A 24,368-nucleotide genomic window follows, 5' to 3' on the forward strand; every position below is an offset into this window, starting at 1 on the left:
GCCGGCGCCGGGTACCCGCCCGGCCCGGTGGGCGGCGCCGACGGCATGACGGTGGTGGCGTAGGCGTCGGCATCGGGCCCGAGCGGGGCCTGCCCCGGGGCGACGGGCGGCAGCACCGTGGTGGCGTAGGCGTCCGCGTCCGGTCCGAGCGGTGGAACGACCGGCGGCCCGGGCTGCCCCGGGGGGACCGGCGGCAGCACCGTGGTCGCGAACGGGTCCACCACCGGCGCGTCCGGGTGGGCCTCGTCGGCCACCTGGCCGGCGGTCTGCGGGACGTACGGGCGGACCAGCGGCGGGCCTTCGAGGTGGGGCAGGACGGCGGTCTCGGTGAGGCTCGGGTCCGGGACGCAGCCGCACCCGGTGGAGCGTGCGGTGCCGCACGTCGGGCAGTGCTGGTCCGGCATCGGCCGGTCCTCCTCGGTTTCGCGTCGACTTCGCGGGCGGTCGTTCGGTCGTTCGGCGCACGTTCCCGGCGGACCGGGGCGCACGAACGCGCCTGATTATGCAGGACCGCCCGAAGAGTGGACAGGGGCGTCCGTCCCCGGTCGGGAGTGTCGTGCCGGTCGGTGCCGGTCGGCTCCTCGGGGAACGCCCGGGGCGCGTCGGTTGTCCCCGGCGCTTACGCTCGGCTCAACCCGACGGAACACATCGGGACGAACAGGCCAGCACTGTGAGCTGGGAGTGATCATCCGCACGGCCCGGCCGACGGGCCCGCGACCCCACGGAGGCGCCATGCCCACGGAGACGTCGTGATGTCGACGGAGACGCGATGATGCCCGCGGAGACGCCGTACGTGCCTGCGGAGACGCCGTGCGTGCCTGCGGAGACGACGTGCACTCCCGCGGAGACGCCATGACCGATCCACACGCCGCGTCCGACCGGAGCCGCGCGGGCGAGCCCGGCCCGCCGGCGGTCACCGTCCCCAACCTCTGGGTGCCGATCGGCGCCCTGCTGCTGGCGATGCTGCTCGCCGCCCTCGACCAGACCATCGTCTCCACCGCGCTGCCGACCATCGTCAGCGACCTCGGCGGCCTCGAACACCTCTCCTGGGTGGTCACCGCCTACCTGCTGGCCTCCACCGCCGCCACCCCGCTGTGGGGCAAGCTCGGCGACATGTACGGCCGGAAGCGCTTCTTCCAGGCCTCCATCGTGATCTTCCTGATCGGCTCGATGCTGTGCGGGATCGCCCGGAACATGGGCGAGCTGATCGCCTTCCGGGCGCTCCAGGGCCTGGGCGGCGGCGGGCTGATCGTGCTCTCCCAGGCGATCGTCGGCGACCTCGTCGCGCCCCGGGACCGCGGCCGCTACCAGGGCCTGTTCGGCGCCGTGTTCGGCGTCACCAGCGTGCTCGGACCGTTGCTCGGCGGGCTGTTCGTCGACCACCTCAGCTGGCGCTGGGTCTTCTACATCAACCTGCCGATCGGTGTCGTCGCCCTGGTGGTGATCGCGGCGGTGCTGCACGGGGTGGAGGTCCGGCGGGAGCACCGGATCGACTACCCGGGCACCGTCCTGATCGCCGCCGTCGCCACCTGCCTGGTGCTGATGACCTCGCTCGGCGGGACCACCTGGGCCTGGAGCTCCTGGCAGATCGTCGGCCTCGGGGTGCTCGGGCTGGTGCTCCTGCTCGCCTTCGTCCTGGTCGAGCGGACCGCGGTGGAGCCGGTGCTGCCGCTGCGGCTGTTCCGCTCGCGGACGTTCAGCCTGGTCGCGGTGATCTCCTTCGTGGTCGGCTTCGCGATGTTCGGCGCGCTGACCTACCTGCCGACCTTCCTCCAGGTGGTCCATCGGGTCTCGCCCACCATGTCCGGCATCCACATGCTGCCGATGGTGCTCGGCATGCTGCTCACCTCGATCGGCTCCGGCCAGATCGTCGCCAGGACCGGCCACTACCGGATCTTCCCGATCGCCGGCACGGCCGTGACCACCGTCGGGCTACTGCTGCTCTCCCGGCTGGACGAGCACAGCAGCACCGCCGAGATGAGTATCTACTTCCTGGTCTTCGGTCTCGGACTGGGCCTGGTGATGCAGGTGCTGGTGCTGATCGTGCAGAACTCGGTCGGCTACGAGGACCTCGGCGTGGCCACCGCGGGCGCCACCTTCTTCCGCTCCATCGGGGCGTCCTTCGGCGTTTCCATCTTCGGGACGGTCTTCGCGAGCGGACTGCGCAGCCGGCTCTCCGACGCCCTGGCGGGCGTGCCGCTGCCGCCCGGCTTCCGGCCGGAGGCCGTCACCTCCGACCCGCGGGTCATCTCCCGGCTGCCGGCCGCCGTCCAGCAGGGCGTCTACCACGCCTACGCCGAGTCGATCACCCGGGTGTTCCTGTACGCGGTGCCGGTCGTGGTGGTCGCCTTCGTCCTGTCGCTGTTCCTGCGCGAACAGACGCTGCGCACCACCGTCACCGCGCCGGACCTGAGCGAGTCCATCGGGCTCAACCCGGTCGAGCGCACCTCGCTGGACGAGATCGCCCGCGCGCTCTCGGTGCTGAACAGCCGCGAGGCCCGGCGCGACCTCTTCCGGCGGATCACCGAGACCGCCGGGCTGGACCTGCTGCCCGCCTCCAGCTGGCTGCTCCTCCAGATGCACCAGCACGGCTCGGTCGAGCCGGCCGAACTGGCCGAGCGGCGGATCGTCCCGGTCGCCGTCATCGAGGAGGCCGTCCGGGAGGTGGAGAGCCGGGGGCTCGCGGCGCGGACCGACAACCTGCCGCTGAGGCTCACCGAACCGGGGGAGGAGGTGGCGCTGCGACTGGTCGCCGCCCGGCGCACCCAACTCGCCGAACTCCTGGGGGACTGGGACGAGCAGCGGTACACCGAGCTCGCCGGGCTGCTGAACCGGCTCAGCTGCTCCCTGTGTGCGGACCTGCGCGACCGACCGGACCCGTCGGGGCCGGAGCCGCCGTACCGTGGGGAGGGGCGGTCGTTCTGACGGCCTGAAGGACTGCGGGCCCGTGACCGGGAAGGGTGGTGCGGCATGCCGCTCGAAATCGAGCGCAAGTTCCTGCTGGGTTCCTTCGAGCCGCCGGAGACGGCGGTGCGGCAGCACATCGAGCAGGGGTACATCGCCATCAAGGACGACGGGACGGAGGTGCGGCTGCGGCGGATCGGCGGCAGCGGCGTCCTCGGCGTCAAGCGCAAGGCGTCCTCGGCCGGCGCCCCCGTACGGATCGAGGTGGAACGCGCCCTCGGGGAGCAGGAGTTCACCGAGCTCTGGCCGGCCACCGAGGGGGCCCGGCTGGTCAAGGACCGGTACACCTTCGACTCGTCCGGCGTCACGGTCTACGTGGACGTCTACCAGGGGGAGTTGGCCGGGCTGCGCACCGTCGAGGTCGAGTTCGGCTCGGAGGCCGAGGCGGAGGCGTTCTCGGCGCCGGACTGGTTCGGCGCCGAGATCACCGGCGTGAAGGCGTACAAGAACCAGACCCTCGCGACCAGCGGGATGCCCAAGTCCTGACGCCCCCAAGGGTGCTGATCGTCTACGGCGCGCCGAACCAGCGCGGGGTGTCGAGGCGGAACGGGTCGCCGGGCGCGAGTCGGCGCAGGCCGTCCTCCAGCTGTCGCAGCTGCTCCTCGCCGAGGGCTGTCGACCACTCCTCGCGCAGCTCGTCGAAGATCCGGGCCGAGCGGAGCAGGCAGTCCACCCCGCGCTCGGTGAGCCGGACCAGCTTGCGCCGGGTGTCGGCCGGATCGGCGGCGCGCTCGACGTAGCCGAGCTGCTCCAGATTGTCGATGGTCTTGCCCGCCGCCTGCTTGGTGACGCCGAGGCGGCGGCCGAGCTCGGAGGCGGTGGTGCCGTGCGGGCCGATCGCCTGGAAGACGAAGCCGTGCATCGGGCGCAGGTCGGGATGGCCCTCGCGGGCGATGCGCTCGTGCAGCTCGTCGATGATCATCCGGAAGGCGAGCAGCAGGCGCAGCGGCAGTTCGAAGCCCGGCGGGGGCGGTTCGCTTGACACGATAGACAACCTCATTGACGATATAGACAACTTCATTGTCCACCTTAGGGGGTTCCTTCGCCATGCCCGTCATCCGCCGGACCGACGCCCGCCGCACCGAGACCCCGAACGCCCGCATGACCACCTACGCCTCGCCCACCCAGGGCTCCACCTCGCTCGCCGTCTGGCACGTCGACATGACCGCCGGCGCCCAGGGCCCGCTGCACGCCATGGACACCGAGCAGGTCTGGACCCTGCTCACCGGCACCGCCCGGGTCGACCTGGCAGGGGAGGCCTTCACCCTCACCGCCGGCGACACCGCCGTCCTCCCCGCCGACACCGCCCGCCAGGTCGCCACCGACACCGGCTTCACCGCCGTCGTCGCCTCCCCCTCCCCCGCCCACGCCTACAACCCCGACGCCCGAACCCCCGACGGTGCCTGCGCCCTCGCCCCGCGCGACGACCAGCGCGTCCTCCCGCCGTGGATCGCCTGAGCCTGAGCCCGACGGGGACGCGGACGGGGACGGGGACGGCCGAGGCTCGCCCGCGGCCGTCCCCGCTCGTCGGACCTCGCTACTGCTGGTCGTCGAGGTCGTCCCGCAGGTCGTCCAGATTCTGCTGGCCCTGTTGCTGGGCCTGGGCGGCCTTCTGCTGAGCGTCGTCACTCTGTTGCGGCTTCTGCCGACCGAGGCGCTCCTTCGCCTCCTCCTCCGCCTGCTGGGCCTTGTCCCGGAACTTGTCGCCGATACCCATGACCACTACTTCCCTGTTCCTCGGGTTCTGGGCTCTACTTCCAGGCTGGCACTCCGGCCCCGTCCTCGCACATGGACGCTTCGCTGCCGACCGTGACCACCGCGCCTGCGGACCGCCCGGCTGTGAGGTGTAGGAGACTGCTCCCCGTAGGCAGTCACCGGGCCGGCGGCCGCACCAGCGACCCCGGCGGAGCAGAAGGAGCGCCATGTCCGTCGTCAAGATCAACGTCCTGACGGTACCGGCCGAGCAGCGTGAGGTGCTGGAACAGCGCTTCGCCTCTCGGGCCGGCGCGGTGGAGAACTCGGACGGCTTCGAGTGGTTCGAACTCCTCCGCCCGGTCGAGGGCACCGACCAGTACCTCGTCTACACCCGCTGGCGCGACGAGGAGTCCTTCAAGGCCTGGATGGAGGGCCCCATGAAGGCGGCCCACCAGCACGGCGGTGAGGGCGAGGCCCCCAAGCGCCCGGCCGCCTCCGGCTCCACCCTCTGGTCCTTCGAGGTCGTCCAGTCCGCGGGCCCCAAGAACGCCTGAACCGTCCCGCATCCTCGGGCCCTTCCCCTGACGGGGCAGGGCCCGACGTGTCTTCGGGGGCGGACGCCGGCAGTGGCCGCGGCGGTCCGCGAGGGCCGGGCGCGGTGGTCAGGCGCAGGCGGCGTGGAGGAGGGCGCGGAGGCCCGGGAGGGGGTCGCGGGCGGCGCGCCACAGGAGGCGCAGGCGCAGGGGCGGGGGGTCGAGGGGGAGGCGGACGAGCGTGCCGGCGGCGAGGTGGTCCTGGACGGCGCAGGCGGGGAGGAGGGCGATGCCGAGGCCCTGTTCGGTGCAGGCGCGGGTGACGGGGAGGGCGCCGGTGTGGAGGCGCTGGACGTGGTGGCCGAGGAGGCGTTCGCCGGCGAGGTGGTAGGAGCAGCCGGGGGTGTCGACGAGGAGGCGGTGGCCGCGGAGGTGCCCGCGGGTGAGGGTGGTGGCGCGGGCGAGCGGGTGGGTGGGGGAGGCGACCAGGGCGAGGGGGACGTCCTGGAGGTCGAGGTGGTCGAGCGGGGCGGGCGGCAGGTAGAAGCCGAGTGCGCCGAGCGGGCCGGGGGAGTCGAGGATGAGGGCCGCTTCCAGGGCCCCGGCCGCGACGCCGCTGAGCAGGCCGTCGCGGGCGGTGTCGGTGTGCAGGGATATCTCCAGGCCGGGCCGGCGGTCGGCGAGGCGGGCCAGGACGGCGGGGACGTGGGTGGCGGCGATGGCCGCCAGGACGCCGAGGCGGAGTCGGGCCCGGGTGGCGACGACGTCGCGGCGGGCCTGTTCGGCCTGGTCGAGGAGACGCCGGGACCAGGGCAGCAGCCGCTCCCCGGCCGAGGTGAGGGTCATGTCGCGCCTGGCCCGGTCGAACAGCTCGGCGCCGAGGCTGTGTTCGAGGGTGCGGACCTGTTCGGAGACGGAGGACGGGGCGAGGCCGAGCGCCACGGCCGCGCCGGTGACGGTGCGGTGGGCGACGACGGCCTCGAAGACGCGCAACTGACGTAGTTCCACTGGCTCCCCCGAACGCCCTCGTTCCCGGTGCTGCGGGACAGCGTACGGGGGCGGAAGGGGGCGTTCCCGGATTCCGGCCGGTTCGGCGGCTTCAGAGGCTCACCGCCGTCTCCCGTTCCATGTGGGTCAGCTTCTCCGGGTTGCGCACCGAGTAGATGCCGGTGATCAGCCCCTCGTCGATCCGCATCGCCACCACCAGGTCGATCTCCCCGTCGACCCGCAGGATCAGCGCCGGGTGCCCGTTGACCTGGGCGGGCTCCGTCGTCCCGAGCGGCCCCCACACCGCCACGCCGGCGGCCAGCAGGCGGGCCACCGGCCCGGCGCCGACGGTGGGCCGGGGCATGGCCTGCTTGATGCCGCCGCCGTCGCTCAGCGCGACCACGTCGGGGGCGAGGAGGTCCAGCAGCTGTTGCAGGTCGCCGGTCTCGACGGCCCGTCGGAAGGCGGCGATGGCGGTGCGGGCCTCGTCGGCCGAGACGGTGCCGCGCGGTCGGCGGGCGGCGACGTGGGCCCGCGCCCGGTGGGCGATCTGACGGACCGTGACCGGCGTCTTGTCGACGGCCTCCGCGATCTCCTCGTACCCGAGGCCGAACACCTCGCGCAGCACGAACACCGCCCGCTCGGTGGGCGCGAGGGTCTCCAGGACCATCATCATCGCCATCGAGATGCTGTCCGCCAGCTCGACCTGCTCGGCCACGTCCGGCGAGGTGAGCAGCGGTTCGGGCAGCCACGGGCCGACGTACGACTCCTTGCGCCGGCCGATCGTGCGCAGCCGTCCGAGCGCCTGTCGGGTGGTGATCCGGACCAGGTAGGCGCGTTGGTCCCGCACGGTGGCGAGGTCGACGCCGGCCCAGCGCAGCCAGGTCTCCTGGAGGACGTCCTCGGCGTCCACCGCGGAGCCGAGCATCTCGTAGGCGACGGTGAACAGCAGGTTGCGGTGGGCGACGAACGCCCCGGTGGCCGGGTCGGGCGCCTTGACGGCCGGGTCGGGGCGGCGGCCGTCCGCGTGCTCGCTGCTCATCCAGGGTCTCCTTCCGGTCGGCTGGTGCCTCCCACAGGACGCCGGAGCCGGCCGATCCGTGACACCCCACGCCGTGTGACCCGTGTCACGCATGGACCGGTGTCACGCCGGGCGGCCCGCCGGCATCTCCTGCCCGACCGAACGGAAACGCAGCGCGTCGGCAGGAGGCCGAGATGACGGTGGTACCCGAGATGAAGGTGGTCGTGCTGGGCGCCGGTTACGCGGGCATGCTCGCGGCGAACCGGATCGCGAAGAAGGTGCGGGCCGCCGAGGTGACGGTGGTCAACCCGCGCCCGGACTTCGTGGAGCGGGTACGGCTGCACCAGCAGGTCGCGGGGACGGGCGCCGCCGCGACGCCGATCGCGTCGATGCTCCGGGCGGGGGCCGTGCTGAAGGTCGGCACCGTCGACCGGATCGGCGACGGCCTCGTCGCCCTCGACGACGGGACGGGCCTCACCTTCGACTGGGCGTTCCTCGCCGTGGGCAGCACCGTGCGGCCGATGCCGGGCACCGTCCCGGTGGGCAGCTGGGAGGGCGCGGAGCGGGCCCGTACGGAGCTGGCCGCGCTGCCCGCCGGGAGTGCGGTCACGGTGGTCGGCGGCGGTCCGACCGGGATCGAGACGGCGGCCGAGGTCGCCGAGGCGCGGCCGGACCTGAGGGTGCGGATCGTCGGGGCGGCGGTGGCCGAGGCCTTCTCCGGTGCGGCGCACCGGAAGGTCCGGGACGGGCTGGCGGGCCTGCGGGTCGAGGTGGTGGACGACAGCGTCGTGCGGGCCACCGACGGTGCGGTGCACCTCGGGTCGGGCGTGGCGCTCCCCTCCGACCTGACCCTGTGGGCGATCGTGTCGGGCGTCCCCGACCTCGCGGCCCGCAGCGGACTCACCGTCGACGGGGACGGCCGCGCGGCCGTGGACGCGTCCCTGCGCAGCGTCGACGACGAGCGGATCTTCGCCATCGGCGACTGCGCGGCGGTGCCCGGCGCCCGCTTCGCCTGCGCGCTCGCCGGCCCGCAGGCGGCTCACGCGGTGGACAACCTGCGCCGACTGCTCGCGGGCCGCACGCCCGCGCCGTACAGGCCGCGCTACATCGCCCGGGCCGTCACCCTCGGCCGGGGCGACGCGGTCGGCCAGTTCACCCGGCGCGACGACACCCTCCGGCGGGCGCACGTCGCCGGGCGCACCGGGGTCATGATCAAGGAACTGGCCTCCCGCGGAGGCAAGTTCGGTGCCCGCACGGGCATCGGTGGCTGACTGCTCCGTTCAGCCGGCGAGCGCGTGGGCCTCGTGCAGGGTGCCGGTCGCGTCGGCGTTGTCGCCGTGGACGAGTTGTGCCATGGCCAGGTCGGTGAGTGCCCTGACCAGGCGCCGGGTGCCGTCGGCGGGGTCCGTCGCGTGGAGGCGGCGTTCGATGTCGACGCTCCGCCGCAGCGGGGGGAGCGTGAGGCGGGCGTAGTAGGACGGATGGGCCTCCAGGACTGCCCGGCGCAGGTCGAGCCGTCGGGTGAGGGTGCCGAGGGTGGCGAGCTGGTCGCGGTCGTCCGGCAGGGGCGGCGGGCCGTCGGTGTGCTCGGGCGGGTCGTCCTCGTCCGGCAGGCGGTCGGTGCACTCGGGAACGCCCGTGATGGCCTCGACGGCCCGCGCGAGGGCGACCAGTCCGTCCTCGAAGGACGCGCGCAGGCTGAAGGACCAGTGGTGGAGGCTCAGGCCCAGCACCGGCTGGAGGCGTCGGCTCGGGTCGACGCCGAGCGCGAGCGGGTCCGGGGCGTCGGCCGCGGCCTGTTCGTCCCGTACGCCGGAGCGGGCGAACAAGGCGCTCCGCAGGGCTTCGTGGAAGCCGAAGTTGCCGGTGCTGCCGTGGGCGGGCAGGCGCTCGCAGGAGCGGGCGGCCTCCGCGAGCAGGTGATGGGCCTGCCCGGGGTCGCCGAGGTCGGCGAACCACAGGGCGGCACCGGCGGTCCGCAGCGCTGTGACGGGGCTGCGGACCGGTTCCGCAGGGTCGTCGCGCAGCCAGGCGAGGGCCTCGTGTTCGACGGCCACGGCTTCCTCGGTGCGGTCCGCGAGGCGGAGCAGCAGTGTGAGGTCGAGCAGCCGCCACGTCAGGTCGCTTCCGCCCTTCTCGGTCACCGCCCGGGAGCGGTCGGCCACCGCGCGGGCGGCGTCCACGGCTTCGTCGAACCGCCCCGCCTCGGCGAGGCCGTGGGCGAGGTCGGCGCGCATGACGGCGGCCCGGCCGAGGTCCGGTACCGGCCGGGCCACTTCGGCACGCCGGGCCAGGTCGGCCGCCTCCTGCCGGGCGACGAGGGCGAGGTCGTCGGCGTGGGCCAGGGAGTGGTGCAGGGCGAGGGAGGACAGGGTGTGGGAGGCGGCGCCCAGGTGTTCGGTGCTGCCGTCGGCGACCAGGGCGCGGTAGATGCCGGCGGACTCCTCCAGGAACGGGACGGCGTCCTCGGGCCGGCGCTCGGGAGGGCCGTAGGCCCGGCCCCGCAGCGCCGCGGCCAGCGCGGGCAGGCCCGAGGCGGGGTCGGTGCGGGCCTGGACCCGGAGCCGGGCGACCGTCTCGTCGGTGACCGGATCCCGCCTCATCGATGCGCTCCTCGTGCGGCTCGGTCGGACGGGGCTCCGCAGGTGGTGGTCACGCGTTTCCTTCCGGGGCAGGGCACGGGGTCTCCAACCCGAACGCCCGTCCGCCCGGGATGAGTTCCGGACATCGGCGACGCGGTTTCGCAAAGTGGCTCGCGAGAGGTTCCGACACGCGCGCACGGCCGCGAACTCCTGCGGCGGGATGCCGGTGGTGGAGCCGTTGACGGCCGACGGCCCCGGTGCCACCATCACGCCGTGACCGATGGCTTCACCCTCCCGATCCGCATCCCGCTCAGCCTCTGGCAGCGCGTCGCCATGGCCGTGGTCTTCACGGTCCTCCTCCTCGTCGCGGTCGCCGTCGCGCAGGACCCTGGGGGTGGAAGGGCCGTCGGCGCGGCGATGGGCGTCGCCTCGGCGGTGATGCTCTACCGGGTCCTGCGGATGGGCCTGGTCATCGACGACTCCGGGATCACCAGCCGTACGGTGGAGTGGACCCACCGGATCGCCTGGTGCGAGATCGCCTCGGTCGACCTGGCCGACGCCGGTTCCATCGGCAGCCTCTCGAAGGCGCCGGCGCTCAGGACGCACAAGGGCCGAAGGGTCGTCCTGCGCAGCCTCGCCGGCTACTCGACCCGGGGTACCGTCACGCGGCTGGAGCAGACGAAGGCACAGTTCGAAGCGACGCTCGCCGGCCATCGGGCGGGCTGCGCGACCTGCGCGCGCAGCGGTCGCGCGTAGCCGCGCCCGGCGGGGAAGGCTCGGCAGGGAACGCCCGGCCTCGGCAGCTGCGCGGGGAGCCGTCGCTGAGCGGGAAGTCGGACGGGCCGACTTCCCGCGCGGGTTCGTCTGCCGCCCCTCGCCCTACCCGGCGATCGTGCCGTCCAGGTACTCCTGCACCGGCGGGAACAGCGGGAACGGCACGTACTCGGCCAGCTCGGCGTGGGACGCCCACACCACCCGGTCCAGCTCGTCGGAGTCCATCACCATGGCGGTGCCGCCGACCACCTCGCAGGCCGTGTACGCCATCCGCCGCCCGCTCTGCGGATGCACCCGCTCGCCGAGCAGCCTGGCCGCGGCGACGTGGAGGCCGGTCTCCTCGGCGGTCTCGCGAACGGCCGCCGCCTCGGGGGACTCGTCGGGCTCGACCTCCCCGGCCGGGAACTGCCAGGACAGCTCGCCCTCGGCGACCCGCCGCCGCACCATCAGCACCCGGCCGTCCTTGACCACGATCGCGACGGCGACGGCGGGGAGTTGCTCGGGGTTCTGCTCGGTCATCGCTCTGCTCCTCGGGCCTGCGCCTGTGTCGACGCCATCTTGGCCCGCGCCCACGGCCCCGGTCGGCAGGCCTCCGCCGGCCGCGTGTCGTGGCCGCTGCCGGCTACCGGTGCGCCGGTCCGTAGAGCGCGGACGGCGCGCCGGTGGCCAGCGCCCAGTAGCGGTCCCCGTACGACCAGTGCCACCACTCGGTGGGGTAGTTGACGAGCCCGGCGCCGGTCAGGGCGTCACTGAGCAGCCGTCGGTTGGCGCGGGCCTGCGCGCCGATGCCGTCGGCGTGGGTGTAGCAGGCCCCGGCGCTCTCCTCCGGGCTGGCGTTGATCCTGGTGCCGAGGTCGAGCTCGCGGCCGTCGGCGTCGACGAGGGTGAGGTCGACGGCGGCCCCGGCACTGTGCGGCGCGATCTCCGGCGGCGAGACGTAGCGGCTCGTCGCCGACCTGACCCGCTCGTCCGGCCAGTCGGGGTTCGCGGCCCGCAACTCGGCGGCGTACTCGTCGAAGTAGCGGCTCTGGAGAGGCGGTGGCCGGTAGCCCTCGACGAACAGCAGCCGCAGGCCGTCCGGCAGCGCGGCCTGTGCATCGAGCAGCCGGTCGAGCACGCCGGCCCGCAGCTGCGCGAAGGCCCCGGTGCCGTCCTGCTGGCGCTCGTCGACGAGGAGCCCGTTGCTGCTCCGTACGTCCAGCAGCTGATCGTCGCAGTGCGCGACGGGGATCGCGGCGACCTTCGGGTCGGACATGAGGATGATCTCTCTCAACACGCCTCCTGGGGAAGGGGATTAACGCTACGCGAGGGGAGCGCCGTGCTCCAGGTGAACGATCAAGCTGCCGGTCTGGCATCGTGAGCGGACCTCGGACCGCCACAAGGAGCTGCTGCCGTGATCGTCTCCGTCGAAGAACAGCACGTCGGCGGTGATGCGCGGCGACCTCGTAAGACTGAGGCTCAGTCATGGCACTGGCTCCAGATGCCCTTCGTCGGCTGCCCGAGGTGGCCCCGCGGCCATAGGCTGTCAGTATGGCCTTGGATCCCGCACTGCCCGTTGGCCGGCGCATCCAGTACTACCGGGAACGCGCCGGAAAGTCCCGTCCGGTGTTGGCCGCCCTGCTGGGGCGGTCGCCGAGTTGGCTGAAGCAGGTGGAGAGCGGGGCGTTGCTGCCACCGCGCCTGCCGATGCTTGTGCGTATCGCTCAGCACTTGGGGATCGATGACATCTCCTTGTTGACAGGCGAGGTCGGTATGCCGACGGCGCTGTACTCCGGAGTGGAGCATGCGGCCCTGGACTCTGTTCGGCGGGCAGTCGACGGCTCGCCGTTGGGGGTCTCCTCCGGGCCGGTGCCGAACCTGGACCACGTCGCGGCCCAGCTGGCGAACGCCTGGCGGACCAGGATGACCCGGGGAGATCACCGAACCGCCCTGGCAGAGCTGTTGCCATCGCTCGTGTCGGCCGCCTCTTCAGCGGTTTCGCATCCGGACTGCGCAGACCGGCGACGGGCGGAGGTGATGTACGCCAGCGCGCTGAACCTGACGCAGATGTATGCGGCGTTCCAGGGTGACGGCAACCTGGTCTGGCGGGTGGCCGAACGTGCCTTGGCGACTGCGAGGGCGTCGGGCGACCCGCAGGCGATCGGGCAGGCATGCTGGTTCCTGGTCGAGGCGTTCCGGAAGTCCGGTCAGTGGGACAGCGCTCAGGCGCTCACCGAGGACGCTCTTCGGCTGCTCGATCCGATTCGGGCGAACACGCCGGAACTGGCCTGTGCCTGGGCGGACATGGCATTCCATGCCGCCATCACGCACGCCGTGGCCGGGGAAGCCGGTGAGGCGTGGGGCTGGATCGACCGTGCGGTGGCCGTCGCCGAGCGCCTTCCGGAGGACTTCTGGAGCGCCCCTACGTCGGGGTCGCGCCAGGCTGTCGGGCTGCACTCGGTGACTGTGGCGGTCGAGCTCCGTCAGACCGGCACGGCGTTGCGCTGGGCTCGGCGGCTGCCGACCGCCGATGTCGCGGCGGTTCCCCGTCGCGGTCGCCACTTGATCGAGGTCGCGAGGGCGCACGCTCTCCGCGGTGAAGCGGAGTCCGTTGCCGGACTGCTTACGGACGCCGTCGCCGTCGCGCCCGAGACGGCGCGCTGGAACGAGGAGGCCCGAGCCATGGTCCGAGGGCTGGTCGATGGCCGGCCCTCGATGCGGGAGGCCGGGCGGCGCTTGGCCGATTCCATCGGAATGGCGGCGTAGCGACCGCAGGAACTGGAGGCAGAAACTCTGTCCCTCGCATCACACCGAGCCCGTAGCGTCGAGTGACGCTACGGGCTCGGTGCGTGAGGGAGTGTACGAATGGCGCAGGACACAGCTGCTGCGGCGAAGACGGTCAGGCTGTCCGATGTGGCGGTGACGGAACTCGACCCGGTGTCGACCTACGGCTACGGCTTTCGCCGGGACCCGATGGCGCAAGTCCACCGAGTGCGCGACGACCGATGCGTCGAACCGTGGGTCCGGGAGGCGGAGCCAGTAGTCCGAATCGACTGCTCCGGTGCCGCCGCCCCTCGGGTGGCCATCAGGCCGGCGACTGCCTGCCTGCCGTACCGGGCCGAGTCCGTGGGTGCTGCGCGTCGCCTCGTTGACGCGAAGCTGCGGGAATGGGAGCTGGACGCGCTGGTGGACGATGCCTTGCTGATCGTCAGTGAGCTGGCCACCAACGCCGTCGAGACCGGCTGCCAGACGCGCATGGTTGTCGCCGTGCGCCGCCCGAGCGACCGGATCGTCCGCATCCTCGTCGGTGACGGCTCCCGCACGATGCCCGTGATGATCCAGGCCGGACCCTACGCGACGTCGGGTCGCGGCCTTGCGCTGGTCCACCGGCTCACTCAAGGCCGCTGGGGTGTCAGCCCCCGCCCGTTCGGGAAGGTCGTGCACGCTGATCTCTCGACGCCCGATCCGACGTCGCGGTGAACCGGCCGCCGAGTTGCATGTCGTCGTCGCGGCCCTGGTGCTGATCAGCCGCACCCACGGAATTCCCGGCCGCGCCGCCGAAGCCGGCTGCGGGTGCACCCGTCCCTGGCTGGACGTCAGGCGAGATGGGCGGAAGGCTCCGGCGGCACTGGTATGTTCCAGGCGTGAACCGGGACATCAGCGATCTCGTCTCTCGTCTTGGCCGACCTCTGCGGCTGATCGTCACTGGCGGAGGAACGGGTGGCCACACCTACCCGGCGCTCACTGCGATCCGCGCCCTGCGCTCGCGGCTCGCCGAGGCCGACGGCACGCTGGATGTGCTGTGGATCGGCACCGCCACCGGTCTTGAGGCGAAGGTGACCGCGGCCGAGAACATCCCGTTCAGGACCGTCGCCACCGGGAAGATCCGGCGCTCCGCCAACCCGCTCAAGCTGGTCTCGCCCGCCAACGTCAAGGACATGGGCCGTGTCCCGCTGGGCGTCGCGCAGGCCCGCTCTGCGGTTGCCGAGTTCGGCCCGGACGTGGTGCTCGGTACGGGCGGTTACGTCGCGGTGCCGGTCGGGATGGCCGCCCGGATGTGCCACCGGCCACTGGTGGTCCACGAGCAGACCGTCCGGCTCGGCCTGGGCAACCGGGCGCTGGCCCGGATGGCGACCCGGGTCGCGGTCTCCTCCGAGTCGACGCTCCGGTTCCTGCCCGAGTCCGCCCGCGCCACCGCCGTGGTGACTGGCAACCCGGTACGCCCGGAGGTGCTGACCGGCCAGGGCGACAAGGCGATCCAGGCGTTCGGGCTGTGGGGCTTTGACCGTTCCCTGCCGACCGTGTACGTGACCGGCGGCGCGCAGGGCTCCCAGCAGATCAACGAGTTGGTGAGTGAGATCCTGCCGTGGCTGCTCGGCCACGCCAACGTGGTCCACCAGTGCGGGCCCAGCCATGAAGGGCGGCTGCGGGAGCGGGCGGCAGCGTTGCCGGAGCACCTGCGCCCCCGGTACCTGGTGACCGGTTTCGTCGGCCCGGAGCTTCCGGACGTACTCGCCCTCGCGGACGTGGTCGTCTCCCGCAGCGGCGCGGGGACGCTGGCCGAGCTGACCGCACTGGGGCGGGCCGCGGTGTTCATCCCACTGGCGACGTCGGCCGGGAACGAGCAGGAGCACAACGCCCGTCACCTGGCGGATGCCGGCGCGGCGGTGGCTCTGCTCGGCCGGGCCTCGCCGGACACTCTCCAGGACGCGATCGGTCCGCTGCTGACGGACCCGGCCCGCCGCGCGGACATCGCGCGGCGGGCCGCCGAGCACGGTCGGCCGGACGCCGCCGACCGTCTCGTGGACGTGCTGTTGTCGGTCGTGGACCGCTAGTTCTCCAGGTCCAGAACGTGCCGGACGGCGCCGGCCTGGATGGTGTCGACGCACACCTGGTAAGCGGTGTAGTCGCTCTCCCAGGGGTCGGGCACGTCCTCGCCGCTGATGTAGAGGTCGACCTTTCCGGCGGCCGGGGTTCCGTCCGTCATGGTCTTGAGTTCGGCGAGGACGACGCGGTCCATGGCCAGCACCGCGTCGGCCCAGTCGAGCATGCGGCGGTTGACCTTGACCGCGCGGTGGTCGCGGATGTCGTACCCGGCGCCCTCGGCGGCACGGATGGCATTGCTGTGCGCCGGGCCGCCGACGTGGCGCTCGCGCAGTCCGGCCGAGCGGACCTCGACCTTCTCTCCGCCGATGTGGGCGAGCACCGCGGCGGCGAGCGGCGAGCGGTTGTGGTTGCCCAGGCAGACCACCAGGATGCGGTGGCGCTTCGGGTGGCGGAACGTCTCGCTCATCTTCGGCTCCTTGGTGTCGGTCATGCGGTGGCCTTGATCGCGTCGGCGAGCGCGGCGACCGTGTAGCGGACGCTGTCGTGGGTCATGGCGGGGTGGAACGGCAGGCCGAGGATTTGGCCGGCGACCTGTTCGGTGACCGGCAACGCCCGGTGCCAGGGCGAGAACGCGGCCTGGGTGTGGTTGGGCGGGTAGTGCACGGCGACGCCGATGCCCTGCTCCCGCAGGTGGCGGAAGACGTCGTCCCGGTGGTGGTCGAGGACCACCACGCAGTTGAACGGCACGGTGTTCACCACGTCCACGTCGACCAGGCGGGCGCCGTCCACGCCGGTCAGTTCGGCCTGGTAGGTACGCCACAGTTGCTGGCGTACGGCGGTGGTCTGCGGGAAGTGCTCCAACTGGGCGAGGCCGATGGCGGCGTTCAGCTGGGACATGTCGAAGCGCATCCCGGGGCCCTGGACCTCGTAGGAGGTCAGGGAGGCTCGGGCGTCCTTGGACTGGACGATGCCGAACAGGCGCAGGCTGCGGAGGGTGTCGGCTTCCTCGCGGGTGCGGGGGACGATCGTGCCGCCCTGGCCGGTGGTGAGGTTCTTGATCGGGTCGTGCGAGAAGCAGGTCAGCACGGCGGGGTCGGCGCCGACCATGGTTCCGTCCGGGTGACGGGAGCCGAAGGCGTGGGCGGCATCTTCGATGATCTGGATGCCCCGGGCGGCCAGGTGGTCGTGGATCGGGGTGAGGTCCACGGCCCGGCCGCCGTACAGCACGGGCATGACGGCCCGGGTGTTCGGGGTGAGGGCTTCCAGCACGGTGTCCGGGGTGACGGCCAGCGTGCGGGGGTCGATCTCGGCGAAGCGGGGTGCGGCGCCGGTCCAGGTGACGGCCTGGACGCTCGCGCAGAAGGTGAGGGAGGGGAGGACGACGTCGTCGCCGGGGCCGATGCCGATCGACCGCAGAGCGAGGTGGAGTGCCGTGGTGCCGGAGTTCACGGCGACGCTGTCGGTGACGCCGAGCAGGTCGGCGACGCCGGCCTCGAACTGCTCGGTGGCCGGGCCGTGGCCCCACTGGCCGCTGGGGAGGACGGCGGCCAGTGCGGCGGCTTCGGTGCCGTGCAGCAGCGGCGCGGCGTTGCGTTCGACGCCCGGGGGCCGCGTGATGGTCGGGGTCAAGTCGGGGTGCTCCTTCGTCAGGGCGTGCCGGGGACGGCACGGGGCTCGGTGGACATCACGGCGACGTACTTGGTGAGGAAGGCGCCGCTGCGGTAGGTGAGCCGCCGGTGGTCGACGGGTTGCTGGAAGAGGCCGTTGACCGTCTGCCGGACCAGATCGGCTCCGGCTTCCTCGGAGAGGAGAAATCCGGCGGCGAGCCGGGCGTTGATCTCGGTGATGACCACGCGCGGGTCGGCGCCTTCGGTGATGAAGCCCTGGACGTCCACCGGGCCGACGGCACCGACCGCCCGGATCGCCTCGGTGACCCGCTTGGTGGCCTCCGGGTCGTCGATCGTGACGGCGACCATCGACATGCCGGCCTGGACCATCAGGCGCCGTCGCAGGATCGCGGAGGTGCGGCTGTTGCGGTCCGTCAGACAGTCGGCGGAGAACTCGACGCCCACAATGCGCTGCTGGACGATCGGGTCGGGAACCAGCTCGCACAGCACGCGGGCCTGTTCGTGGGTCCGGCAGAAGTGCACGTTCTTGGAGCCCTGGCCCCGGCGCGGCTTGACAACCAGCTCGGTGTCCTCGGGGACCTGGTCGATCCGGTCGGGCAGCCAGGTCTGCGGGGTGGGCACCCTCGCGCCCCGCATCGCCTGGTGGAACTCCCACTTGTCGCCCGCAGTGGTGACGGTGGCCGCGGGCGGCAGCCAGGTCCGCACGCCGGCGCGCTCCAGGTGGCCGCGCAGGTGGACCAGCTGCGGCAGCTCGTTCTCGACGCAGCAGATCAGGGCTTCCGGCTTGAGGTCGTGCACCAGCTCCATCAGGTCCGCGGCGAACAGGGGGCTGTCGGCGCGGGCGACGGTGCGGGCGATGATGCCGGGGACGAGCAGGCCCGGCGCGAGGGGGTTGGAGTCGGTGCCGATGACCTCGTGGCCGTTCGTGAGGAGGGCGAGCGCGAGGTCGAGGCCGGGGGCTCCGCCGACGCCGGTCACCAGGATGCGACGGGGCTCCGTCGTGCCGGAGGTCTTCACGTCGCGGCCCTTCACGCGGCGGCCCGCGCTGTGGCGGGGGTCTGCCACCAGTCCGGGTTGCGGCGGTACCAGTCGACGGTCTCGGCGATGCCGGCTGCCAGGTCCTGCTGGGGCTGGTAGCCGAGTTGGGCGAGCTTGCTCCAGTCCATGGAGTAGCGGATGTCGTTGGCGGCCCGGTCGGGCACGTAGGTGACCTGGTTCCAGGTGACACCGGTCTCGCGCAGGAGCATGCCGGTCAGCTCGATGGTGGTCAGGTCGGTACCGCCGCCGATGTTGTAGGCCTGGCCGGGGATGCCCTTGTGGAGGACCAGTTCCACTCCGGCGCAGTTGTCGGTGACGTGCAGCCAGTTGCGGACGTGCTCGCCGTTGCCGTGGACGGTGACCTTCTCGCCGGCCAGCAGCCTGGTGACGAACAGGGGGATCAGCTTCTCCGGGTACTGGCGGGGCCCGTAGTTGTTTGAGGAGCGGGTCACGCACACCGGCACGCCGTAGCTGGAGTGGTAGGCCAGGGCGATCATGTCGGAGGCGGCCTTGGACGCCGAGTACGGCACGGTGGGGTTCAGCGGGTCGGTCTCGAAGGCCGTGCCGGTGGGCAGGGAGCCGTACACCTCGTCGGTCGAGATGTGGACGAACTTGCGGGTGCCGATGCGGCGGGCGGAGTCGAGGAGCGTCTGGGTGCCGAGCACGTTGGTGGAGACGAAGTTCCCGGCGTCGGTGAGGGAGCGGTCGACGTGGGACTCGGCGGCGAAGTGGACCACGGCGTCGTGGGCCTCCATCAGGGCGTCGACCAGGGTGCGGTTGAGGATGCTGCCCTGGACGAAGGTGAACTTCTTGGAGTCGGTGATGCCGTCGAGGTTGCCGAGGTTGCCCGCGTAGGTGAGGGCGTCCAGGACGGTCACCTTGGCGACGTCGTCGGCGTCGATGAGGCGGCGGGCGAAGTGCGATCCGATGAAGCCGGCGCCGCCGGTGATGAGGATGTTCTCCATGAGAGCCACCGATTCTGGGTGAGGTGTGGTGGAGGTTCAGCCGGTGCGGGCGGGCAGCAGCTTGCGGTTCAGCGCCTCGGCGAGGCTCAGGCTGTTGTCCGCGACGACGGAGGCGGGCTCGGGCGGCCATTCGATGGCGAGGTCCGCGTCGAGCGGGTCGATCGTCAGGAACTGCTCGGGACGGTGCAGCTCGCTGAGCAGGTAGGTGACGCTGGAGCGGTCCGCGAGGGCGAAGGTGGCGTGTCCGACGCCGGGCGGCACGTACAGCGCGGTACGCCGCTCGGCGTCGAGGTGTTCCAGGTGCCAAGTGCCGAAGGTGGCCGATCCGGTACGCAGGTCCACCAGGGCGTCGAGGACCGACCCGTTGGTGCAGGTGACGTACTTGGCGTGGTCGGCGGTGGCGACGCTGATGCCACGGAGCGCGCCGAGGCGGGAGGCGACGGTGTTGGCCTGGGCCACGCTGAACGTCTGGCCGGTGGCCGCACGGAACGCGTCCTCCCGGTAGAACTCCTGGAGTGCACCGCGGACGTCGTGGTGGGTGTTCGATTCGAAGGCGAACGCCCCGGGGACGGCGAGTGGGCGGGCCCTCACCGGTGGCCGTCCTCGATGAGCCGGTCCGGTGCGCTGACGGGAACGGCACCTTCGAGGCGGGTCGCGGTGTGGTGGACCAGCAGTCCGAGCATGCCGAGGATGGCGACGTGGAGCGCCGCCCAGGACGCGGTGAGGAACGCCCCGAGACGGTCGCGGTCGGCGGGGGCAGCGCGCACGGGATCACCGGCTCCGCTGACCGGGGTGATGCCGCCAGGCGCGGGAAGCGCCGGGTCGATAAGCCGGCGCCGTCCCAGGCGCTGCTTGGGCAGGGCCACTTCGGCCCAGACCCGCTTGCCCCGTGTCGTGCGTTCGGTGCCGTAGCGCGTCGCCAGCTCCTGGATCAGGAACATCCCCCGGCCGTCCTCCGCGTCATGGCCGCTCTCCCTGGTCTGAGGAAGCACCGGGGAGCCGTCGTAGACCGCGATCAGCGCTCGGTCCCTCATCGGGTTCACGAGCACGCCCACGGCCAGCTCCGCGCCGTCGGTGTGGCAGACGGCGTTGGTGACCAGCTCGGAGGTGACGACGATGACCGCCGTCGTGGAGTCCGAGTCCAGCTGGACACGCCAGCGAGCCAGCAGTTCGGCCACCTTGTTGCGGGTGAACGGCACCGATGCCGGTTCTCGGGCGATGGAGAAGGCGGCGGCGAATACGCGCATGGTGAGGAAACCCTTCGGGGGCAGGGTTGCACGGGATGCGTCAACCGGGCGGGGACGGGGAAGACCTAGGACTTCGCCCGGGCTGCCCCGCTTGCTGGTAGACAGTCAACTCCGCTAAATGCGAAGCACGCTGGTGCCACCGAGGGGGCCATTTCTGCGCGGGGGCCGCTTAGGGGGGCCAGGTTCGGGCACTGGACAGTCAGATGCGCAGGGGGCAGGCATGATGGCACCGGACGGCATCGGGGTACTGCTGCGGGAGCGCCGCGAAGCCACCGGCCGTTCCCGCGAAGAACAAGCCCTGTTCCTGGAACAGTTCCAGGCCGGGGAACCGTTCGACGCGGGGAACTTGAAGCGGTGGGAGAAGGAGAAACGGCTTCCGACTCCCCGGTGGTACCAGCTGCTGGCCGAAGGCTACGAGCTGACGGTCCAGGAGATCGTCCGGGCAGTGGTCGCCTCCAGGCGCTGGCGCAGGGCAACCCGTCATGCTGACGGCGTTGACGGAGAGGAGGAGACAGCGGTGAAGAGGCGGAGCTTTCTCAGCGCGGCAGCACTGGCGACGGGATTCGCGACGGTTCCGGGCATCGCCGAAGCGCGCGCAGGTATCAACGCAGGACTCTCCGGCTCCGACGTCGGCGACCTCGGCTATCTCGACGGAGCCTTCGAGCGGCACCGCGGCGGCTACCACGGGCGCCCGCCGCTTGTCGTCCTCGGCCAGATGAAGGCCGATCTCGACCTCCTGCGCGACGTGCTGGGTCGTCCGCACCCGGCCCACACCCGCACCGACCTCGCGCGTACGGCGGCCGGCATCACCGGGCTGGTCGCGATCATCCAGCACGACCGCGGCGATCAGCGCGACGCGCACGGCTGGTTCGCCACCGCCGAACAGGCCGCCCGAGAGTCCGGTGACAAGCAGATGCTCGCCTGGGTACTCGCCCGCCATGCCATGGTCCCGCTGAACTACGGCGCCGCGAACGCCGCGGCCAGCCTCGCCGCCCGTGCGCGGGCCGAGAGCGGCGAATCCCCGACCGCCTCGGCAGCCCTGGCCGCCGCCGTCACCGCCCGCGCCCTCGCCTCAGCCGGTGATCATCAGGGCGCCCTGCGAGCCGTCGCTGACGCCCGCAACATCGCCGAACACCTGGATGGGGCCCAAACCGCCGACACCTGGTTCGGCTACCCGAGGCAGAAGCACCACGTGCACCTGAGCCAGGCCTTCACGCTCATGGGCCGCACCCGTGACGCTTACGCCGAGCAGGAGGCCGCGCTCGCACTCACCCGGTCCCCGTCGATCATGACCAGGGCCCTCCTGGAAATGGACGCCGCCGCCTGCCTTCGTACGGACGGCGACCTCACCGGCGCCGTGGACAAGGCCGTCAGCATCTGGGAAAAGCTTCCCCCCGCATACCGCGGCGGACTGATCCGCACTCGTGCCGAAGCCCTGCACCAGTCCCTGCCCGGGGCAGTACATGACCGCCTCGGGGAAGCACTGGCCACGCCGTAGCACCCGTCTGCAACAGCTTCAATCGAAACTTCAGCCACGGTGATCGGTTGACGAGGCGGTGTGAAGCGCGCTTCGGGCTCGCTGGCCCGGGGCGCGCTGGGGTGCGCGCGCTCGCGCCGCCCGAATGGGTGATCAAGGAAGGAGTTTGACGGGGAGTTACGGCCATTACGGTGAAGATTGCGATGCCGGGTGCTTGGAAAGGTGCTCGGCGCTTGAGCAAAAGAGTTACCCCGGCGGTGCGCCAACACCCCGGGGTTCGGCACCAGGAGAGAAGAGCTCCAAGATGCAGATTCATCGTATCCCTCGGCATGCTCCCGGGTACACGATCCTGGACAACGGGCATGTCATCCGTAAGCACTCGCTGAGTTGGGCGGCGCGGGGGCTTCTCAGCTACCTGCTCAGCCTGCCGGACGGCGCACGCGAAGACGTGCGGACGCTCGCCGCCAAGAGTGTGGAGGGGCGGACGACCGTCGCGCGGGCACTCAGGGAGTTGGAGGCGGCCGGGCACTACGTGCGGCGGACGCAGCGGGATCCGCTGACCGGGCAGGTGCGGACGGTCGTTTCGGTGCACGAGGTGCCGGTGACAGCGGGGAAAGCGGTGCACACGGTGCCGCCGCTTCCCGTGTCCCCGGCCGCCGGTGTCCCAGCTCCAGGCACGCCAGGCGACGGGAAGGCGGGAAGCCCGTCCAAGGAAGTGGAAGCCAAGGATGTGGAAGAGCCTTCCGTCCGTCCTTCCGAGAAGGTGACGGCGGGCATGGCGCTGCTGCTCGAACTCGGCCGCCGGGAGCCCCGGATGGCCCTGGCGGGGAAGCCGCTGTGCGACCAGGCCGCGCGGGTGGAGGGGCTGCTGGCGGGCGGGTGGACGCGGGAGGCGCTGACCGGGATTCTGTCCGCGCCGCTGCCGGAGAGGGTCACGCACAGCGTGGGGGCGGTTCTGGCGGGTCGGTTGGCGAAGGTACCGGCCGTCCCCGACGGGGCGAGAGGTACGGCAGACGGGCCGCGCCGACACGAGTGCCCCGGGCGGGGCGGGATGTGCGGGCGGCCCGTGGCGGCAGCCGGGCAGGTGTGCGGGGTGTGCCGTTAGCGCTCCGGCGGGCGGAAGGTGACCGGGGCGTCGAAGGCGGCGCGGCGGGTCGTCCGGCGCAGGGCGCGCAGGACGGGGGTGCCGAGGGTGAGGCACAGGACGACGGTCAGGGCGGCCCGGGGGAGGTCCCAACCGAGGGAGGTGGTCAGGCAGTAGGCGGCGAAGCGGACCAGGTTCGCGGGCAGCGGGTCGCCGGGGACGAAGGAGATGGAGCCGGCCAGGCCGCCGATGTACGGCCAGCCCTGGAGGTTCATGATCGTGCCGTACAGCAGGGACGCGGTGGCCCCGTACCCCGCCAGCAGCACGAGTTCGCGGCGTCCGCGGAGCGTCGCGGCGCCCGGCAGCAGCCCGGCCCCCAGGCAGACCCAGCCCATGGCGAGCATCTGGAACGGCAGCCACGGCCCGACGCCGCCGGTCAGCAGCGCGGAGGCGAACATCGACAGCGGGCCGAGCACGAAGCCGAAGCCGGGGCCGAGCACCCGCCCGGACAGCACCATCAGGAAGAACATCGGCTCCAGCCCCGCCGTCCCCGCGCCGAGCGGCCGCAGCGCCGCGCCCGCCGCGGCCAGTACGCCCAGCAGGGCCACGGACTTGGCGTCCAGGCCGGGTGCGCCGCCGCCCGCCGAGCGGCCCTCGGAGATCTGGGCGATGACGACGGCGAGCAGGAGCGGCAGCAGCAGCGCGAACAGCCACGGCGCGTCCGTGGAGTGGCCGACCAGCGCCGACTCGGTGGAGGCGAGCAGCGGCCAGCCGAAGGCGGCGACGCCGACGAAGGAGACCGACAGCAGCGCCGCGATCGACCGGCGGCCCAGCGGGACGGGACGACTGCTCATGCGTCCAGCGCCTCCGCGACCTGGTGCACGGTGAGCCACGGCCCGGGCGCCAGCACCTTGGCGACCTGCGGGGCGAAGGTCGGGGAGGAGACCACCACCTCCGCCGTCGGTCCGTCCGCGACGATCTCGCCCTCGGCCAGGATCACCGTGCGGTGGGCGAGTTCGGCGGCCAGCTCGACGTCGTGGGTGGCGAGCAGCACGGCGTGGTCCTCGGCTGCCAGGCCGCGCAGGATCTCCACCAGCCGGGCCTTGGCGGCGTAGTCGAGGCCGCGGGTCGGCTCGTCCAGGAGCAGCAGCGGGGGCCGGGCGGTGAGCACGACGGCGAGGGCGAGGGTGAGCCGCTGGCCCTCGGAGAGGTCGCGCGGGTGGGCGTCGTCGGCGATGCCGGGCAGCAGGCGCTCGACCAGCGCGCGACACGTACCGGCGGCGGCACCCGCGTCGGTGTCGGCCGCGGCGCACTCGGCGGCGACCGACTCGCCGTACAGCAGGTCGCGCGGGTCCTGCGGGACGAGGCCGACCTCGCGGATCAGCTCGGCGGGCCGGGTGCGGTGCGGGGTGCGGCCGCCGACCCTGACGCTGCCGGAGGCGGGGGCGTGCAGGCCGACCAGGCTGCCCAGCAGGGTGGACTTGCCGGCGCCGTTGCGGCCCATCAGGGCGGTGATCTCGCCGGGGTGGAGCGCGAGGTCCACGCCGCGCAGCGCCGGGACGGGGCC

At 72.5% G+C, this 24,368-nt stretch carries 26 protein-coding genes and 1 pseudogene; 11 read left to right on the forward strand and 16 right to left on the reverse strand.

Annotated elements, in window-relative coordinates; all coding sequences use genetic code 11:
- Positions 1-404, reverse strand: a pseudogene (locus KS423_RS11935) (hypothetical protein); the annotation flags it as partial.
- Between the two features lie 448 nt (positions 405-852).
- On the opposite strand from KS423_RS11935, the gene KS423_RS11940 reads away from it, so the two are divergent.
- Together KS423_RS11940 and KS423_RS11945 are read left to right on the forward strand one after the other, a co-directional pair.
- Positions 853-2,925, forward strand: coding sequence for an MFS transporter (locus tag KS423_RS11940; RefSeq protein WP_224278126.1), 2,073 nt, complete (start codon positions 853-855; stop codon positions 2,923-2,925).
- Positions 2,926-2,970: 45 nt separating this feature from the next.
- Positions 2,971-3,450 (forward strand): adenylate cyclase, encoded by a 480-nt coding sequence (locus tag KS423_RS11945; protein ID WP_224278128.1) that lies wholly within the window; start codon positions 2,971-2,973, stop codon positions 3,448-3,450.
- 22 nt (positions 3,451-3,472) lie between these two features.
- On the opposite strand, the gene KS423_RS11950 is transcribed toward KS423_RS11945, so the two are convergent.
- The gene (locus KS423_RS11950) at positions 3,473-3,949 is read right to left on the reverse strand and encodes a MarR family winged helix-turn-helix transcriptional regulator (RefSeq protein WP_308020174.1); all 477 of its coding nucleotides are present in this window, start codon (positions 3,947-3,949) and stop codon (positions 3,473-3,475) included.
- Positions 3,950-4,011: 62 nt separating this feature from the next.
- Between KS423_RS11950 and KS423_RS11955 the strand changes: the two genes are divergently transcribed.
- Positions 4,012-4,422, forward strand: a complete 411-nt coding sequence (locus KS423_RS11955; RefSeq protein ID WP_224278130.1) for a cupin domain-containing protein — start codon at positions 4,012-4,014, stop codon at positions 4,420-4,422.
- Positions 4,423-4,501: 79 nt separating this feature from the next.
- On the opposite strand, the gene KS423_RS11960 is transcribed toward KS423_RS11955, so the two are convergent.
- Positions 4,502-4,681 (reverse strand): hypothetical protein, encoded by a 180-nt coding sequence (locus KS423_RS11960; RefSeq protein ID WP_224278132.1) that lies wholly within the window; start codon positions 4,679-4,681, stop codon positions 4,502-4,504.
- Between the two features lie 205 nt (positions 4,682-4,886).
- Here KS423_RS11960 and KS423_RS11965 point away from each other — a divergent pair, with 205 nt between their 5' ends.
- Complete coding sequence (locus KS423_RS11965; RefSeq protein WP_224278134.1) at positions 4,887-5,213, forward strand: antibiotic biosynthesis monooxygenase; 327 nt, start codon at positions 4,887-4,889, stop codon at positions 5,211-5,213.
- Positions 5,214-5,321: 108 nt separating this feature from the next.
- Here KS423_RS11965 and KS423_RS11970 read toward each other — a convergent pair whose 3' ends face one another.
- Positions 5,322-6,200 carry a LysR family transcriptional regulator gene (locus tag KS423_RS11970; protein ID WP_224278136.1) on the reverse strand — a complete coding sequence of 293 codons (879 nt, stop codon included), beginning with the start codon at positions 6,198-6,200 and terminating at the stop codon, positions 5,322-5,324.
- Positions 6,201-6,291: 91 nt separating this feature from the next.
- Entirely contained in the window at positions 6,292-7,221 is a 930-nt protein-coding gene (locus tag KS423_RS11975; RefSeq protein ID WP_224278138.1) for an RNA polymerase sigma-70 factor, read from the reverse strand.
- 173 nt (positions 7,222-7,394) lie between these two features.
- On the opposite strand from KS423_RS11975, the gene KS423_RS11980 reads away from it, so the two are divergent.
- Positions 7,395-8,471 carry an NAD(P)/FAD-dependent oxidoreductase gene (locus KS423_RS11980; RefSeq protein ID WP_224278139.1) on the forward strand — a complete coding sequence of 359 codons (1,077 nt, stop codon included), beginning with the start codon at positions 7,395-7,397 and terminating at the stop codon, positions 8,469-8,471.
- Between the two features lie 9 nt (positions 8,472-8,480).
- Here the strand turns inward: KS423_RS11980 and KS423_RS11985 are convergent, their stop codons facing one another.
- Positions 8,481-9,803 (reverse strand): hypothetical protein, encoded by a 1,323-nt coding sequence (locus KS423_RS11985; RefSeq protein WP_224278141.1) that lies wholly within the window; start codon positions 9,801-9,803, stop codon positions 8,481-8,483.
- Positions 9,804-10,055: 252 nt separating this feature from the next.
- Here KS423_RS11985 and KS423_RS11990 point away from each other — a divergent pair, with 252 nt between their 5' ends.
- Positions 10,056-10,538 carry a PH domain-containing protein gene (locus KS423_RS11990; RefSeq protein ID WP_224278143.1) on the forward strand — a complete coding sequence of 161 codons (483 nt, stop codon included), beginning with the start codon at positions 10,056-10,058 and terminating at the stop codon, positions 10,536-10,538.
- A gap of 123 nt (positions 10,539-10,661) precedes the next feature.
- On the opposite strand, the gene KS423_RS11995 is transcribed toward KS423_RS11990, so the two are convergent.
- Together KS423_RS11995 and KS423_RS12000 are read right to left on the reverse strand one after the other, a co-directional pair.
- Complete coding sequence (locus tag KS423_RS11995) at positions 10,662-11,075, reverse strand: NUDIX hydrolase (RefSeq protein WP_224278145.1); 414 nt, start codon at positions 11,073-11,075, stop codon at positions 10,662-10,664.
- 103 nt (positions 11,076-11,178) lie between these two features.
- Positions 11,179-11,829 (reverse strand): M15 family metallopeptidase, encoded by a 651-nt coding sequence (locus KS423_RS12000; RefSeq protein WP_224278147.1) that lies wholly within the window; start codon positions 11,827-11,829, stop codon positions 11,179-11,181.
- A 257-nt stretch (positions 11,830-12,086) separates the two neighbouring features.
- On the opposite strand from KS423_RS12000, the gene KS423_RS12005 reads away from it, so the two are divergent.
- The 3 genes from KS423_RS12005 (at position 12,087) to KS423_RS12015 (ending at position 15,370) form a co-directional block, all read left to right on the forward strand.
- Positions 12,087-13,301 carry a helix-turn-helix domain-containing protein gene (locus KS423_RS12005; protein WP_224278149.1) on the forward strand — a complete coding sequence of 405 codons (1,215 nt, stop codon included), beginning with the start codon at positions 12,087-12,089 and terminating at the stop codon, positions 13,299-13,301.
- 99 nt (positions 13,302-13,400) lie between these two features.
- Positions 13,401-14,015, forward strand: a complete 615-nt coding sequence (locus KS423_RS12010) for an ATP-binding protein (protein WP_224278151.1) — start codon at positions 13,401-13,403, stop codon at positions 14,013-14,015.
- Between the two features lie 164 nt (positions 14,016-14,179).
- Positions 14,180-15,370, forward strand: coding sequence for a glycosyltransferase (locus KS423_RS12015; RefSeq protein ID WP_224278153.1), 1,191 nt, complete (start codon positions 14,180-14,182; stop codon positions 15,368-15,370).
- Here the strand turns inward: KS423_RS12015 and KS423_RS12020 are convergent.
- The 6 genes from KS423_RS12020 to KS423_RS12045 are packed head-to-tail and all read right to left on the reverse strand — an operon-like array spanning position 15,367 to position 20,240.
- Positions 15,367-15,852, reverse strand: a complete 486-nt coding sequence (locus KS423_RS12020) for a low molecular weight phosphotyrosine protein phosphatase (protein WP_224278155.1) — start codon at positions 15,850-15,852, stop codon at positions 15,367-15,369. The two genes, KS423_RS12015 and KS423_RS12020, sit on opposite strands and share 4 nt — an antisense overlap.
- Entirely contained in the window at positions 15,849-16,991 is a 1,143-nt protein-coding gene (locus KS423_RS12025; RefSeq protein WP_224278156.1) for a DegT/DnrJ/EryC1/StrS aminotransferase family protein, read from the reverse strand. The genes KS423_RS12020 and KS423_RS12025 overlap by 4 nt, the downstream gene beginning before the upstream one ends.
- Before the next feature lie 17 nt (positions 16,992-17,008).
- Entirely contained in the window at positions 17,009-18,055 is a 1,047-nt protein-coding gene (locus tag KS423_RS12030; RefSeq protein ID WP_224278159.1) for an ATP-grasp domain-containing protein, read from the reverse strand.
- A complete protein-coding gene (gene rfbB / locus KS423_RS12035; protein WP_224278161.1) occupies positions 18,019-18,993 on the reverse strand; it encodes a dTDP-glucose 4,6-dehydratase in 975 nt (324 codons plus the stop codon). Before rfbB ends, KS423_RS12030 begins: the two co-directional genes overlap by 37 nt.
- A gap of 36 nt (positions 18,994-19,029) precedes the next feature.
- Positions 19,030-19,584 carry a dTDP-4-dehydrorhamnose 3,5-epimerase family protein gene (locus tag KS423_RS12040; RefSeq protein ID WP_224278163.1) on the reverse strand — a complete coding sequence of 185 codons (555 nt, stop codon included), beginning with the start codon at positions 19,582-19,584 and terminating at the stop codon, positions 19,030-19,032.
- Positions 19,581-20,240: an ATP-binding protein gene (locus KS423_RS12045; protein ID WP_224278165.1), complete on the reverse strand. Its 660-nt coding sequence runs from the start codon at positions 20,238-20,240 to the stop codon at positions 19,581-19,583. Before KS423_RS12045 ends, KS423_RS12040 begins: the two co-directional genes overlap by 4 nt.
- A gap of 223 nt (positions 20,241-20,463) precedes the next feature.
- Here KS423_RS12045 and KS423_RS12050 point away from each other — a divergent pair, with 223 nt between their 5' ends.
- Both KS423_RS12050 and KS423_RS12055 read left to right on the forward strand, forming a co-directional pair.
- Positions 20,464-21,738, forward strand: coding sequence for a transcriptional regulator (locus KS423_RS12050; RefSeq protein WP_224278167.1), 1,275 nt, complete (start codon positions 20,464-20,466; stop codon positions 21,736-21,738).
- Between the two features lie 283 nt (positions 21,739-22,021).
- Complete coding sequence (locus KS423_RS12055) at positions 22,022-22,822, forward strand: helix-turn-helix domain-containing protein (RefSeq protein WP_224278169.1); 801 nt, start codon at positions 22,022-22,024, stop codon at positions 22,820-22,822.
- Here KS423_RS12055 and KS423_RS12060 read toward each other — a convergent pair.
- On the reverse strand, positions 22,819-23,655 hold the full coding sequence (locus KS423_RS12060; protein WP_224278171.1) for an ECF transporter S component: 837 nt from the start codon (positions 23,653-23,655) through the stop codon (positions 22,819-22,821). The genes KS423_RS12055 and KS423_RS12060 overlap by 4 nt on opposite strands.
- On the reverse strand, positions 23,652-24,368 hold a 717-nt coding region (locus tag KS423_RS12065), incomplete at its 5' end, for an ATP-binding cassette domain-containing protein (RefSeq protein WP_224278178.1). The genes KS423_RS12065 and KS423_RS12060, both read right to left, overlap by 4 nt.

The organism is Streptomyces sp. LS1784 (assembly GCF_020103755.1).
GTDB lineage: Bacteria > Actinomycetota > Actinomycetes > Streptomycetales > Streptomycetaceae > Kitasatospora.